Here is a 14,060-nt window from a genome sequence, read left to right on the forward strand (position 1 = left end):
GCAGCCACGGTGGCCTGCGCAAATAGCCGCGACACAATGAAAAAGGCCACCGCAAAGGGTGGCCTTTTCGGGTCTATTCGTTGCCGGAATTACTCTGCTGCGCTCGCGCCTTCGGAGGACTTCAGGTAGTTGAAGAACTCGTTGTCGGGCGACAGCACCAGCGAGGAGTTCCCGCCCTGCAGCGAGCGCGCATAGGCGGTCAGGCTGCGGTAGAACTCAAAGAACTCCGGGTCCGCACCGTAAGCTTCGGCAAAGATGTTGTTGCGCTCGGCATCCGCTTCACCGCGGATAACCTCGGCTTCGCGCTCGGCCTCGGAGACCAGCTCGACCTCGGTCCGGTCCGCCTGCGCACGCACACGCTGCGCGGCTTCTTCACCGCGGGCGATCTCGTCTGCGGCTTCGCGTTCGCGCTCTGCCCGCATCCGGGCAAAGGTCGCCTCGAGGTTGGCCTGCGGCAGGTCGGTGCGCTTCAGACGCACGTCGATCACCTCAAGACCCAGCGCCTGCGCCTGCGCGATCGCCCCGTTGCGGATCCGCAGCATCAATGCAGCCCGGTCCGACGACAGGATGTCGTTGGAGCTGACGGTACCCAGAACCTCGCGGGTCTGGTCGCGCATGATGTTGTCGAGACGGCTTTCGGCAGCGCCGATATTGCCAATACCCACCGCCTCGCGGAAGCGACGCACATCGGTGATACGGTAGCGGGCAAAGGCGTCGACCACCAGACGGCGGTCATCCAACGGCGTGACTTCGAGCGGCCCGACCTCAAGGCTGAGGATACGGTCATCGTATTTCACCACATCGTCGACAAAGGGCAGTTTGAACGCCAGGCCCGGGTCTTCCTGCACGTTGACGACACGGCCAAACCGCATCACCAGCGCCTTTTCACGTTCGTCCACGATGAAGAAGGCCGACAGTGCACTCACGCCGAGAATGCCGAGAACAACCAGAAGAATGATAGAGCGGTTCATCAGTTATTCCCTCCCGAGCGACGGATTTCATTGAGCGGCAGATAGGGCACGACACCCTGTGCATTCTGGCCACCGGCGTTGTCGTCGAGGATGATCTTGTCGACGCGGCTCAGCACGTCTTCCATGGTCTCCAGATAGAGACGCTTGCGCGTGACCTCCGGCGCCTTCTCGTATTCTGCAAGTACGGCGCTGAAGCGCGACGCCTCACCCTGCGCCTGGTTCACGACCTGCGCGCGATAGGCTTCGGCTTCTTCCAGCGTCTGGGCCGCCTGCCCCCGGGCGGAGGCCAGCTTGCGGTTGGCATAGGCGTCAGCCTGCTTTTCCAGACGGTCACGTTCCTGACCGGCGGACTGAACCTCGCGGAAGGCGTCCTTGACCGGCTCCGGCGGGTCGGCCCCGTCAAAGTTGATCCGGACGATGTTCACGCCCGCGTCGTAGCTGTCCAGGGTCGCCTGGATCAGTTCTTCGAGGCGCTGCGAAATGATACCACGGTCGCGGTTCAGGATCGGCGCCAGTTGCGACTGGGCGATGATCTCGCGCATCGCAGATTCCGACACCGCCTGGATGGTCGCCTTGGGATCACGCAGGTTGAACAGATACTTGTCGGGTTCGTTGATGTTCCAGACCACCTGGAAATCAACGTCGATGATGTTCTCATCCCCCGTCAGCATCAGCCCGGCATCAGAACCGCGGGCGCCTGCACCGATGCTCTCGGTCTGTTCGACACTGACCGGGACCACCTCATAGGTGACCACGGGCCAGGGCGCGAAGTTCAGGCCCGGATTGCCGACAGAGGAGAATTCGCCGAGAAACAGCTCGACGGATTTTTCCTCGGTCTTCACGGTGTAGAAGCTGTTGTAGCCCCACAGGAAAACCGCGGCGACCGCGCCGATCATGATGCCGGCCTTGGAAAACAGCGGGCTGCCGCCAGAGCCGCCACCGCGTGGCCCCTGACCGCCGCCTGAACCGCCGCGCCCGCCCATGAGCACGCGCAACTGTTCCTGACCCTTCTTTACCAGCTCGTCGATCTCGGGGATCTGGTTATCCTCGGGACGGCGACCACCGCCGCCTCCGCCACCACCATTGTTTCCCCGGTTGCCTCCGCCGCCGGAGGAACCGCCGCCCCCCCAGGGGCCACCACTGTTCCCAGCCATAAGTCTCCTATCCATCTCTCCCCGCCGAACTGGCGGATATTGCCCTCTAACCTGTGCGCGCGGCGCGGAAATTCAAGCTCCCGCCCGCCACTCAGGCGTACCGGTCGCCTCAGACCGTCCGTACCGGGGTTTTCAGCGTTACCAATTCTTCCGACATGGTCGGGTGAACTGCAACAGTACGATCAAAATCTTCTTTGGTTGCCCCCATTTTTACGGCAATCCCGGCCAGCTGGATCATCTCGCCCGCACCGGGTGCGACAATATGACAACCCAGTACCTTGCGGCTGGACTGGCTGACCACAAGCTTCATCAGCACCTTTTGCGCCCGCCCGGCAAAGCTCTGCTGCATCGGCTTGAAGGAGGTCGAATAGATCTCGACCGTTTCCTGTTTGGCGGCGTCTTCCTCGCTGAGGCCAACTGTGCCCATTTCCGGCTGCGTAAAGATCGCGGTCGGAATCAGGTCGTGATCGGGGCTCGTGGGATTGCCGTTGAACACGGTTTCCACAAAGGCCATGCCCTCACGGATCGCCACCGGCGTCAGGTTCACCCGGTCGGTGACATCGCCGATCGCATAGACCGAGGGCACGCCGGTCTGGCTGTAGTGATCCACCTTGATCTCGCCGCCCTTGCCGCGCGCGATACCCAGTTCTTCCAGTCCAAGGTTGTCGGCATTGGGTTTGCGACCAGTGGCAAACATCACCTGGTCAAACAGGGTCTCATCGCCATTGGTGGCGGTCACGCGGATCTTGTCGCCCTCGCGGCGCATCTCGGCCACGTTGTTGCCAAGCTGCAAGTCGATGCCCGACTGGATCATCTCCTCAGCCACCAAGCTGCGCGCCTCATTGTCAAAGCCGCGCAGGATCTGCTCGCCGCGATAGTATTGCGTGGTCTTCACGCCAATCCCGTTCATGATGCCCGCAAATTCGGAGGCAATATAACCGCCGCCCACGATCAGGATGCTCTCGGGGAGCTTGTCCAGATGGAACATCTCGTTTGAGGTGATCGCAAGTTCCGAGCCCGGAAACTCCGGCACCCACGGGCGGCCACCGGTGGCGATCAGGATGTGCTTTGCGGTTTTTGTGGTGCCATCCGAGAGCTCAACCGTGTGGGCATCCGCCAGTTTCGCCCGCGCATCAAAGCTCTCCACGCCGGAGTTCTTCAACAAGTTGCGATAGATCCCTTCCAGCCGGTCCAGCTCCGCATTGAGCTTGCCCTTGAAGTGGTCCCAGCTGAAGCCTTTGTTGTCCAGATCCCAGCCGTAAGCACGGCCATCCTCGACCATGCCGGAATACTCGGAGGCAAAGACCATCAGCTTTTTGGGCACGCAGCCCCGGATGACGCAGGTGCCGCCATAGCGGTCCTCTTCGGCGAGCGCCACCGATGCCCCGCCTGCCGCTGCAACACGCGCCGCGCGAACCCCGCCGGAGCCACCTCCGATGACAAATAGATCGTAGTCAAAGCTCATATTCGTCGCCCTTCTTATGACTTGCGCGAGGTATCCCACAGCGCGCGGTGAATTGCCAGACTCGCAAGTGGGGGTGCAAGGCGGCATTTCAAACACATACGGGCGTTCTTGTCGCGAAACCGTGAAAGAGGCGTGAACGCGCGCCGGCCCGCTATGTCCCCCTGCGCCACTCTGGCCAATAGCGATCCAGAGCCGCCTGCGCCCGTGCGACCTCAGGGTCGGCAGGGTTTGAACACTTCGGCTCAAGGGACGGAATTTTGAACGTCAGATCGTAGCGCGCCCCCAGCGGCACCTGTGCCCGGACACGCAGCCGCGCATAGCCGGTGAGCACACGCTTTGGGATATACGCGACAGACACAACATCCGCCCAGCGCAGCGCGTTGATGGTCCCTTTCTTCCTCCCGTAATGTATGCCCCAGGCGTTCACCCGCAAAAAACGATCATTCCGCGGGGTTGGAAAACTCAGTGCCAAGATCGCCGCACCGCTGCAGACTTTCCAGATATCACGCAGGTATTCAGGTCCGGAGAACCGCGCCAGGATACTCTCGGGCAGAAGGAAGCTCACAACCGGCGGAGATGTGAGCACCAAAAGCAGCGTGGCCCAATAGGGGAGCCGATCCCTCACCGGGACATCTGCGCTGGGTGATCCATCGTACCGATCAGGCTTCGCAGAAAACATCGGCGTCAAATCCACATTGCAAACAGCATCAATTCAATAAGCACCCACCTGCGAGTTTTCCCATCACCCTGTCAAGGCGCATAGTTGACATGCAACGCAACAGCGGGGCTTGAAAACTACCCGCCGCTCTCCCAGATTGCGGCTCGTTGGGGACGACCCCGCCAATGGCGCAGCCACGCAGGCCACGCCGTTGCCTTTCCCTCGGGACGACCCGACTGCAAAGTATGAGGTTACCCATGCGCTCCCCCCTTGATCGTATCCGTCACGCCCTGAGTTTCGAGATCATCGCGCTGTTGCTGGCCATCCCGCTGGGCGCTTTGGTGTTTCACTTTCCGATGCACGATATCGGTGCCGTGGGCATCGTCAGTGCCACCCTCGCCACCCTGTGGAACCTGATCTACAACTACGGCTTTGACGCGCTCTTGCAGCACTGGCGCGGCAGCACGCTAAAGACACCAAAACTCCGCGTTCTGCATGCGGTTCTCTTTGAGGGCGGACTGCTCATCGTGCTGATGCCCTTCATCGCGTGGTATCTGCAGATCTCGCTCTGGCATGCCTTTGTGATGGATGTGTCTTTTGCGCTGTTTTACATGGTCTACGCCTATGGCTTTAACTGGGCCTATGATCGGCTGTTCCCACTGCCGGAATGGCAAAAGGCGGCGCAAAGCCACTGACCCGCTGACGCCTCGCCTCATGCCTCCCTGTATCTGGGCCGGATAGGCTCAGAACATCTAAAACAATAGCCGCCCCAAACAGGGCGGCTGTCGCAACACTGCTTTCAGCGGGGGGTTACTCCCCCAAATCCGCAAACAGATTGTCCGTCTCGACAAAATCAATCCGGTCGGTCTCGACGGTTCCTTCATTGATGTCGCGCACCTCGACCTTACCGTCACCATAGCCGATCACCACCGTGTCGCAGATGTCGATGAACAGCCCGTTCTCAACAACTCCCGGTATCTGATTGAGAACCAACGCCAATTGCCGCGGATTCCCAATGCGGTTGAGGTGCAGGTCAAGGATATGGTTGCCTTCATCGGTCACATAGGGGCTGGCCCCATTCATCCGAAGCGTCGAGCTGCGCCCCATCACATCCATCGAGATCAGCGTCTCCTCGACCAGCGCTTGCGAGGTCTGCCAGCCAAACGGGATCACCTCGATCGGCAGCGGAAACGCCCCGAGCATTTCGACCTCCTTGGCCTTATCGGCAATCACCACCATCTGATCGGACGCGGTGGCAACGATCTTTTCCTGCAACAGCGCGCCGCCGCCGCCTTTGATGAGGTTCAGATCACGATCGAACTCATCCGCACCGTCGATGGTCAGATCCAGCCAACGCGCCTCGTCGAGGGTAATCACCTCGATCCCCACGTCGCGCGCCAGTTCCGCCGTGCGGGCAGAGGTGGGCACGCCGGTGATCTTCAACCCGTCCTCGCGCACCATCTCACCCAGACAGCGCACCAGCCATGCGGCGGTGGACCCGGTACCAAGGCCGACCCGCATCCCGTCCTCGACCATTTCGGCCGCTCGTTTGGCGGCGACAAACTTGGCCTTGTCTATGGGGGATAGCTCTCCGGTCATAAGGGATGGACCTCCGCATCTGTAGTGGTGTTGCGGGCCATGGATCACCCACCCCGGCCCGCCCGCTTCTTATAGGCGGTTTATGCCGCCCGCGCGAGGGGCGATCTGTGCGCGCCCTGTGCGCGCCGCGCCTGCCGACAGGCAGGCGCGGCGCTGGTCGCTTCGGAATATCCGAAGCGAAACACCTCGCGCCCCACATAGCCCTGCAAAATCGGTGACGTCCCCCATCACAACTCATCAATTGCATCCGGTCGCCAAATTCATAGCTTGCACAAGCGCGTTTCCTATCGGAAACGTCGGTTTCAATCGCTCCAACCCTCCGAAGCAGACCTAGGATCGCCTCATGACCACACCGCTTCGCCTTCACTATGCGCCCGACAATGCCTCGCTCATCGTGCGACTGGCGCTGGAAGAGCTTGGCCTGCCCTATGAGACACTCCTGGTGGACCGCAGCCAACAGGCCCAGCGCACGCCGGAGTATCTGCGCCTCAACCCCAATGGCACCATCCCGGTTCTGGAAACACCGGATGGAGCGCTGTTTGAAACCGCGGCCATCCTGCTGTGGCTCTCGGATCAGGCCGCGCGTCTCGCCCCCGCGCCCGGATCTGCCGAACGCGGGCGCTTTTTGACTTGGCTGTTTTGGTGCTCGAACACCTTGCACGTCGACTTGCGCCAGTATTTCTACCCGGAGAAATATATCGGCCCCGATCCGTCGCATCACGCGCAACTGCGTCAGATGCTCCGTCAGCGCTTGCAGGATCACCTGCGCATGGTTGACGCCGCGCTGGCAGTTACCCCGGTCCTCACCGGCAAAGACCAGCCGACGCTCCTTGACCTTTACCTGCCCTGTCTGTTGCGGTGGACCAAGCTCTACGCAGAGACCGCGCACACCCCATGGTTTGACCTCTCCGCCTACTCCGCGCTTTCTGAGATGTGTCGCCGGGCCGAGGCGCGCAACAGCACAAAGGCCGCACAAATCGCCGAAGGGCTCGGACCGACGCCCTTCACCGCCCCAACATTCGCCATCCCTCCAGAAGGATCAGCCACCTAAATGTTCCTCTCCGTTTTTGACATGTTCAAGGTCGGCATCGGCCCGTCCTCCTCGCACACCATGGGCCCGATGGTGGCCGCCGCGCGCTTTCTTGACATGATGCGCGCCTCCCCGTTTGAGTTTCACGGCCTGCGCGCCTCGCTGCATGGCTCGCTCGCCTTCACCGGGGTGGGGCATGCCACGGACCGCGCCACCATTCTCGGGCTCGCGGGCTTTCTGCCGGATACCTATGATAACGACAAAGCCGAAGACACGCTTGCGGCCATCAATGCCACCAAGACCATTGTGCTTGATGATCTTGGCACCCTGCAGTTTGATCCCAAGGCAGATATGATCTTTGATTATGATCACGCGCTGCCCGGCCACGCCAACGGCATGGTGCTGATGGCGACCGACGCACAGGGTGATGTCACGCTGCGGCAGGTGTTCTACTCTGTCGGTGGTGGCTTTGTGCTGACCGAAGAGGAGCTGGCGCAGGGCAAGGCGACCGATGAGGGCGACCCGATCCCCTACCCGTTCAAATCCGCCGTCGAGATGCTGGAGATGGCGAAAACCTCCCGCCTTACGATCGCCCAGATGAAACGCGCCAACGAGGTCTCGCGCGGCTGCGAGGAAAGCCTCGCCAAGGGCACCCAGCGCCTATGGCAGGTGATGAACGATTGCATCAACCGCGGGCTGGAACGCGACGGCATCCTGCCCGGTGGCCTGAGCGTGCGTCGCCGCGCCAAGGGCATCTATGATTCACTGATGGCCGAGCGTGGCATGAACCTGACCGCGCCGCACACCATCAACGACTGGATGAGCGTCTACGCCATGGCCGTGAACGAGGAAAACGCCGCCGGGGGTCAGGTGGTGACCGCCCCCACCAATGGCGCGGCAGGCGTTCTGCCCGCAGTGCTGCGCTACTACCTCGATCATGTCCCCGGCGCGTCGGAAAAACACATCGAGGATTTCCTGCTGACCGCCGCCGCCATCGGCGGGCTGGTCAAATACAACGCCTCGATTTCCGGGGCTGAGGCAGGCTGTCAGGCCGAGGTCGGATCGGCCTCCGCCATGGCGGCGGCGGGGCTCTGTGCGGTGATGGGCGGCACGCCGGAACAGGTGGAAAACGCGGCTGAAATTGCGCTGGAACACCACCTCGGCATGACCTGTGATCCGGTCAAAGGTCTGGTGCAGGTGCCCTGCATCGAGCGCAACGGTCTTGGCGCGATCAAGGCGGTTTCGGCGGCGTCCTTGGCGCTGCGCGGCGACGGGCAGCATTTTGTGCCGCTGGATGCGGTGATTGAGACCATGCGCCAGACCGGGGCCGACATGCATGAAAAGTACAAGGAAACCTCGCTCGGTGGCCTTGCGGTGAACGTGCCCAACTGCTGACCCCGCAAACAGGCGCGCCATCCGTCCGGCGGGTGGCGCAGCCCCTTTGGTGGCTTTCACTCAGCCAATTCCCGCGCCGATCTCATCCGCCAGTCGCAACAGTGGCTGCTGAGATTGCTGCGCATAGGCCATCACCCAGGCCCCTTGCAGGCGGATATGCAGCGCATAGGCCGCCGCATCCGGCTCTGCCCGATTGAGCCTTCGCGCCTCGCGCGCCAGACCCTCCGTCCAGCTGGCATAGACCTCCTGCACCGCTTCCTGCAGCAAAGGCGTGTCCGAGGCTGCCTGCAACACGCTCAGCACCGGGCAGGCCTCGATGTGGTCGACCTGCGCCAATGTGGCCGCCAGATCCCGGCAGGCCGCCTGCGCGCCCTCTTCGAACGTCTCTGCCCCTTCAAAGGACCGCTGCACCAGCGCCTCGATCCAGGCCCCCGCCCAGCGCGTGGCCGCTGCCGCCAATTCGGGTTTACCGCCGGGAAAGTGATAATACAGCGACCCTTTGGGCAAACCCGCCTCGGTCAGAATCTCGGTCAGCCCCACCCCGGAATAGCCCTTCCTGCGAAAGAGCCGTGAGGCGGTCTTGATCAGTGTGATGCGGGTGTCTGGCGCGGTCATAAAAAAGCAATAGCCTCATTGGACCGATTGGTCTACACATGTGACTAGACCGACTGGTCTACACAGTCAGACTACATACAGTCAGAGGTGATCTCCCATGTCCCCCACGCCCGAAACCATCCCCTTTGGCCCCAGCAGCAGCCCGCTTGTGGGCCAGTGGTATCCGGCGAAGGGGCAAATGCAGGCGGCCATGGTTCTGCATGGGGCAACCGGTGTGCCGCAGCGGTTTTACCGTCATTTTGCGGCATGGGCCGCAGAGCGGGGCATTGGCACCCTGACCTATGACTACCGGGATTTTGGCGACTCGTTGCGTGGCCCGATCCGCAACAGCCCCGCCTCCATGGCGGATTGGGCGGTTGCCGATCAGGACGCAGCACAACGCAAATTGGCCGAGCTTGCCCCCACCGGGCCGCTTTGGGTGCTTGGGCATTCGTTGGGCGGGTTGGGCGTTGCGTTTCACGCTTATCCCGCGCGGGTCTCACGCATCATCACGCTGGGGTCCGGGATGACACATCACTGGGATCACCCCTGGAGCTACCTGCCCAAGGTTCTGGCCTTCTGGTTCCTGCTTGGCCCGATTGCAACGGCGGTGACAGGCTATCTGCCGGGACGGCGGCTCGGGCTTGGCGCGGATCTGCCTGCCGGGGTCTACTGGCAATGGCGCCGCTGGTGCACACGGCGGGATTTCTTTGCCAGCGACATTGGCCGGTCTCTGCCACAGCCCGATTTCGACGCGCCCGATCCGCCACTGGAGCTGTGCGTGGCGACGGATGATGTCGTCGTGCCCCCCGTCGCGGTTCAGCGGTATGCGGCGCATTTTGCGCCCAGCCGAACCCAATTGCGCATGTTTGATCCCGGCACCTATGGGCTGAAGCACCTGGGCCATGTGAGCTTTCTCGGTTCAGGTCTCGGTGCGGGCAACGAGGCCGCCTGGGAGGACCTCCTGCTACACCAGACCGCGCAGGTCGACGCAGCCCCTCTTCGGCAGGCGTTATAGCGTCTGTGGCCCGCAACTCCTGAACATATTCACCACTTGCCAAGCTCCGCCGCCGCCCCTAGCGTCGCTGGATGAGCCAAACAACATCTGCCACGCCTGACACAATGGACCGCCCGCTACTGGGCATTGCCTTAATGCTGGGCTTTTGCGCCGTCATTCCATTGGGCGATGCGGTGGCAAAGATTCTGTCAACGCGCATTCCGGTGGGGCAGATCGTCTTTGTCCGCTTTGCGGCACAGGGGATCATCCTCGCACCGGTGGCGCTGATGCTGGGGATCTCTCTGCGCCTGCCTGCGCGCATCATGCCCATCGTGCTGCTGCGCACAGTGCTGCAGATGGCGGGCATCACGGCCATGTTCATGGCGCTGCGGTTCCTGCCACTTGCGGATGCGGTGGCGATCGCCTTTGTGATGCCCTTCATCATGTTGCTCTTGGGCAAATATGTCCTCAAGGAAGAGGTCGGCCTGCGCCGGCTCGCCGCCTGCGTCGTCGGCTTCTGCGGCACGCTTCTGGTGATCCAGCCCAGCTTTGCCGAAGTCGGCCTCAATGCCTGCTGGCCACTTGCCGTTGCGCTGATCTTCTCTCTCTTCATGATGGTCACGCGCCGCATCGCGCGGGAAACCGATCCGATCGCCATTCAGGCGGTCTCTGGCGGCATTGCCTGCGGGCTGATGGCTGTGCTGTTTCTGCTTGGTCGCGTATTCGATGTGGCGGAGCTGGACATCACCCTGCCCGCCCGGCCTGAGATCAATCTGCTGCTGCTCGCAGGCGTGCTTGGTACCATCGCGCACCTCATGATGACCTGGTCGCTGCGCTATGCGCCAACCAGCACGCTGGCCTCCATGCAATATCTCGAAATCCCGATGGCGGTCCTGGTGGGATGGCTGTTCTTTGCCGAGTTGCCAAACGCCATGGCCGCCTGCGGCATCCTCCTGACGATGGCGGCGGGGCTTTATGCGGTGATGCGGGAAAGAAAGGTCAGCCGAGCGGCGCGTCTCAGTGCCGCGCAGCAGGCGCAATCGCCGCCAGCCGCTACCGGGTTGCCGGCATCGCCGGAATAACCGCCCCGAGAGAGCCCCGCGGCAGGATCGCAAGCAAGCCCGGCCCATCCGCCTCGATCCGTACAGGTCCGGTGGCACGGTTCGACGTGCCGATCCGTGTCATCGGCGACAGCTGCAATCCGTCCAGCGACCATTCCAGCCCGACAGACCGTGCCGTGACCGGTGCCAGCGGGAACAGCGACACCACATCCCCCGCCCTCAGCGCCATATCCAGAGGCGCCGTGATATGCAGGACGATCTCATGGGCCCCGATCAGAATGCATCGTGCCGCATGCGGTTGCGTCAGAACATGCAGCGCTGCCAGTTGATGATCGACGCGCGCCCCCAGGAACCCGACCGCCAGCACCAGCGGTGCGCTGACCGCGCGCAGGGCCTTGTCGAAATCCGTGGTCTCCTGCTCCGCGATAAGATGCAGTAGACTGTCGGAGAGGGCCGCCCGCGTGGCCTCGGAGACCGAGTCGAAATCTCCGATCACCGCGCTAGGCTTATACCCAAGAGCAAGTGCGGTGTCCGCGCCCCCATCCGCGGCGACGAGCACCGGCGCCAGCGCAAGGGCCGCCTCCAGGTCAGCCGCCGTGACCTCCCCGCCGCCGATCAGGGTCACCGGGGCAGCCTGATGAACAATCACCTCTGTCATGCGGGTATCTCTCGCAGAAATGGAAACAAGCCACAATCTAAACACAAAATTATACGAACAATTGCTAGGATTCGGGCCGAATTTGACCCGAGCATGAATAGGGTGGACGATGCGACTTTGCTGAGGACGAACCGACCGATGGTACAGAATAACAAAGTATTGACCGTTTCCTACGGAACGTTTTCATGCACGCTCGAAGGGTTCGAGGACTCATTCGACACCATGAAGGCGATTGCCGAGTATTTTCGCGACCTCGCCGCAGACGACCGCTATTTCGGGGCGGAACCACCGCAGCCGGACGCAGATATGCTGGCCCGGATTGCCCAACGGGAAATTGCCCGCCAGGTCGAAGCCCGCAGCAGCGAAGGCGGCATCCACCTGCGTGCCGCAACGGCCGAAACCACCGCGTCCGCGCTGTCGCCTGCGGTGGACACGCCTGCGCCTGCTACTCCCAGTGCGCCAGAGGAAACCGCCGCTGATCCGGAAACCCCGTCGCGTCCGCTCATTGCAACGTCCGGATCGGTCGAGGAGACCGCACCCGCACAGGATCATACCTCTGCGGAAGACGATACAGCTGATCTGTCCGCCGACACCGCCGACGCGGTTGCGGAGACGACAGCAGCGGAGGATCAACCCGATGCGACCTCGGATTCTGACGCAGTTCTGTGGGGCGTGAAAACCTCGCTCACAGCCACCGACGATGACGACGAAGATCAGGACGCGGAGATGAGCGCCCCGCAGCGTCGTGACGAGGACACCGTCCCCGCCCATGACAGCATCGCCGCCAAATTGCAGCGCATTCGTGCCGTGGTGGCCAAGGCGCCGGCAGAAGAAGAAGATTTCACCGAAGACGAGCACGCAGAGAGCCTTCAGGCGGATCAGCACAACGATCTGGAGCATGTGCTCTCTCATGTGGAACCCTCTGACGAGACGTCCGAGGGGCAGGCACGGGACGTTGCAGCGGCCCCCGACCTGGACCTGGACGCCTTCACCGAGGAGGAGGAATCCGTCAGCGATGTCCTCGACCGTCTGAATCTGACCGGTTCGGATCAGGATGAGGATGCCGATGAGGAACCGGCTAAACCGGCTGCCGCGCCCTCTGTACAATCGGATGCAGCGGAGCAAGCGGCACCGCCCGAGGTGGCCGACGCCCCTGCGGCCGACACTCCGTCCGCGCAGCCCGCGCCCGGCCCGGTCACGCCACGCCGCCCGGCGCGCGGACGTGTGATCCGCGTGAAACGCGCGCAGGTGGATGCAAACCTGATCGATTCCACCGCAGAGGACCTCTCGGACGCGCCGGCGCCCGCCGCAGCTGCCGCGGCTGCCGCGGCTGAAACACCGCAGCGACCTGCCGCCCCCGCCGCAAGCAGCCTTTCGGATGACGAAGAAGCGGAGCTGATGGCGGAACTCGCCGCCGTCGAAGCGGAACTGGTCGCCTCCTCCGGCGACGAGACCGACGCAAATGCGGCGCACGAGGATGACGACGCAGAAGATCCGCAGTCTGTCGATGCGCAGGCAGCGGCGGAGGTCGCAGCCTCCCCCACACGCCCCGCGCGCGACATTCTCACCGCGAGCGACCGGTCGCCGGACGGTGATGTGTCACGGCTGATGGCAGCGGCCGATGATCGCCTGAGCCATGAGGACGCCACGACATCGCGGGAAACCTACAATCAGCTGCGTGCGGCGGTTGCGGCCGCGCAAGCCGACAGTGACGGATCGGACGACGCCCGCCGCGAGGCGCGCACGCAAGCGTTCCGCGCCGATCTGGCCAGTGTCGTGCGCCCGTCCCGCGGTGGCACCGGCTCCGACGGCCGCCCTCAGGAGAGCGCGCGCCCTGCGCCGCTGAAACTGGTGGCGGAACAACGCATCGATGCCGCCTCCGCCCCGGAGCAGCCCGCCACCGACGCCACCCGCCCCGCAGAGCGCAAACCGACGGCCGCAGCCGCCCCTGTCCGCCCGCGTCGCGTCTCCAGCGCGCTGCTGCAGGCCGATGACGAGGACACACCGCCCCGTTCCGAAGACAGCGCCTTTGCCACCTTCGCGGCAGAGAAGGGCGCGGTGGAACTGCATGAACTGCTGGAAGCCGCAGCCTCCTACATGAGCTTTGTCGAAGGCCGCGAGAGCTTCTCGCGCCCGCAGCTGATCAACAAGGTGCGCATGCTCGATGGTCAGGACGACTTCAACCGCGAGGACAGCCTGCGCTCCTTCGGTCAGCTTTTGCGCGAGGGCAAGCTGAAGAAGGCCTCGAACGGGCGGTTCTCCGTGTCGTCGCAAATCGGCTTTCGTCCCGGAGATCGCGCTGCCGGTTGAGCAAGCCTAATCCAGATGCAAGACTCCCCGAACACCGCCCACCCCGGGCGGTGTTTTTATATCTGCTGAACGGTCTTGTGTGCCGCGCTTTCTTCTCGATCAAACGGCGCGACCTGCAGGTGGAGTCATTAGCCCCGGACGGAAGACAGCTGTTTCGCTTCGGGCAAA

13 protein-coding genes are annotated in these 14,060 nt (G+C 62.9%); 6 read left to right on the forward strand and 7 right to left on the reverse strand.

Annotated elements, in window-relative coordinates:
* Positions 1 to 89 precede the first annotated feature (89 nt).
* From hflC to ACXAF5_RS13470, 4 genes are all read right to left on the reverse strand, one after another.
* Positions 90 to 971 carry a protease modulator HflC gene (gene hflC, locus ACXAF5_RS13455; protein WP_474946966.1) on the reverse strand — a complete coding sequence of 294 codons (882 nt, stop codon included), beginning with the start codon at positions 969 to 971 and terminating at the stop codon, positions 90 to 92.
* Entirely contained in the window at positions 971 to 2,125 is a 1,155-nt protein-coding gene (gene hflK / locus ACXAF5_RS13460) for an FtsH protease activity modulator HflK (RefSeq protein ID WP_239320843.1), read from the reverse strand. The genes hflC and hflK overlap by 1 nt, the downstream gene beginning before the upstream one ends.
* Positions 2,126 to 2,234: 109 nt before the next feature.
* Positions 2,235 to 3,590: a glutathione-disulfide reductase gene (gene gor / locus ACXAF5_RS13465; RefSeq protein ID WP_474946967.1), complete on the reverse strand. Its 1,356-nt coding sequence runs from the start codon at positions 3,588 to 3,590 to the stop codon at positions 2,235 to 2,237.
* 151 nt (positions 3,591 to 3,741) lie between these two features.
* A complete protein-coding gene (locus ACXAF5_RS13470) occupies positions 3,742 to 4,284 on the reverse strand; it encodes a hypothetical protein (protein WP_474946968.1) in 543 nt (180 codons plus the stop codon).
* 221 nt (positions 4,285 to 4,505) lie between these two features.
* Between ACXAF5_RS13470 and ACXAF5_RS13475 the strand changes: the two genes are divergently transcribed.
* Complete coding sequence (locus ACXAF5_RS13475; protein WP_474946969.1) at positions 4,506 to 4,943, forward strand: PACE efflux transporter; 438 nt, start codon at positions 4,506 to 4,508, stop codon at positions 4,941 to 4,943.
* Positions 4,944 to 5,058: 115 nt separating this feature from the next.
* Here the strand turns inward: ACXAF5_RS13475 and rpiA are convergent, their stop codons facing one another.
* The gene (gene rpiA / locus ACXAF5_RS13480; protein ID WP_474946970.1) at positions 5,059 to 5,847 is read right to left on the reverse strand and encodes a ribose-5-phosphate isomerase RpiA; all 789 of its coding nucleotides are present in this window, start codon (positions 5,845 to 5,847) and stop codon (positions 5,059 to 5,061) included.
* A gap of 343 nt (positions 5,848 to 6,190) precedes the next feature.
* Between rpiA and ACXAF5_RS13485 the strand changes: the two genes are divergently transcribed.
* On the forward strand, positions 6,191 to 6,898 hold the full coding sequence (locus ACXAF5_RS13485; protein ID WP_474946971.1) for a glutathione S-transferase family protein: 708 nt from the start codon (positions 6,191 to 6,193) through the stop codon (positions 6,896 to 6,898).
* On the forward strand, positions 6,899 to 8,272 hold the full coding sequence (locus ACXAF5_RS13490; RefSeq protein ID WP_474946972.1) for an L-serine ammonia-lyase: 1,374 nt from the start codon (positions 6,899 to 6,901) through the stop codon (positions 8,270 to 8,272).
* Positions 8,273 to 8,332: 60 nt separating this feature from the next.
* Here ACXAF5_RS13490 and ACXAF5_RS13495 read toward each other — a convergent pair whose 3' ends face one another.
* Positions 8,333 to 8,887 carry a TetR/AcrR family transcriptional regulator gene (locus tag ACXAF5_RS13495; protein ID WP_168594109.1) on the reverse strand — a complete coding sequence of 185 codons (555 nt, stop codon included), beginning with the start codon at positions 8,885 to 8,887 and terminating at the stop codon, positions 8,333 to 8,335.
* 97 nt (positions 8,888 to 8,984) lie between these two features.
* On the opposite strand from ACXAF5_RS13495, the gene ACXAF5_RS13500 reads away from it, so the two are divergent.
* Positions 8,985 to 9,884, forward strand: coding sequence for an alpha/beta hydrolase family protein (locus ACXAF5_RS13500; protein ID WP_474946973.1), 900 nt, complete (start codon positions 8,985 to 8,987; stop codon positions 9,882 to 9,884).
* 71 nt (positions 9,885 to 9,955) lie between these two features.
* Complete coding sequence (locus ACXAF5_RS13505) at positions 9,956 to 10,945, forward strand: DMT family transporter (protein ID WP_474946974.1); 990 nt, start codon at positions 9,956 to 9,958, stop codon at positions 10,943 to 10,945.
* On the opposite strand, the gene ACXAF5_RS13510 is transcribed toward ACXAF5_RS13505, so the two are convergent.
* Positions 10,917 to 11,582, reverse strand: coding sequence for a thiamine diphosphokinase (locus tag ACXAF5_RS13510; protein ID WP_474946975.1), 666 nt, complete (start codon positions 11,580 to 11,582; stop codon positions 10,917 to 10,919). The genes ACXAF5_RS13505 and ACXAF5_RS13510 overlap by 29 nt on opposite strands.
* A 138-nt stretch (positions 11,583 to 11,720) precedes the next feature.
* Between ACXAF5_RS13510 and ACXAF5_RS13515 the strand changes: the two genes are divergently transcribed.
* Entirely contained in the window at positions 11,721 to 13,892 is a 2,172-nt protein-coding gene (locus ACXAF5_RS13515; protein WP_474946976.1) for a chemotaxis protein CheA, read from the forward strand.
* The last annotated feature ends 168 nt before the right edge of the window (positions 13,893 to 14,060 follow it).

The sequence above is a fragment of the Epibacterium sp. ABV4_022 genome (assembly GCF_056159345.1).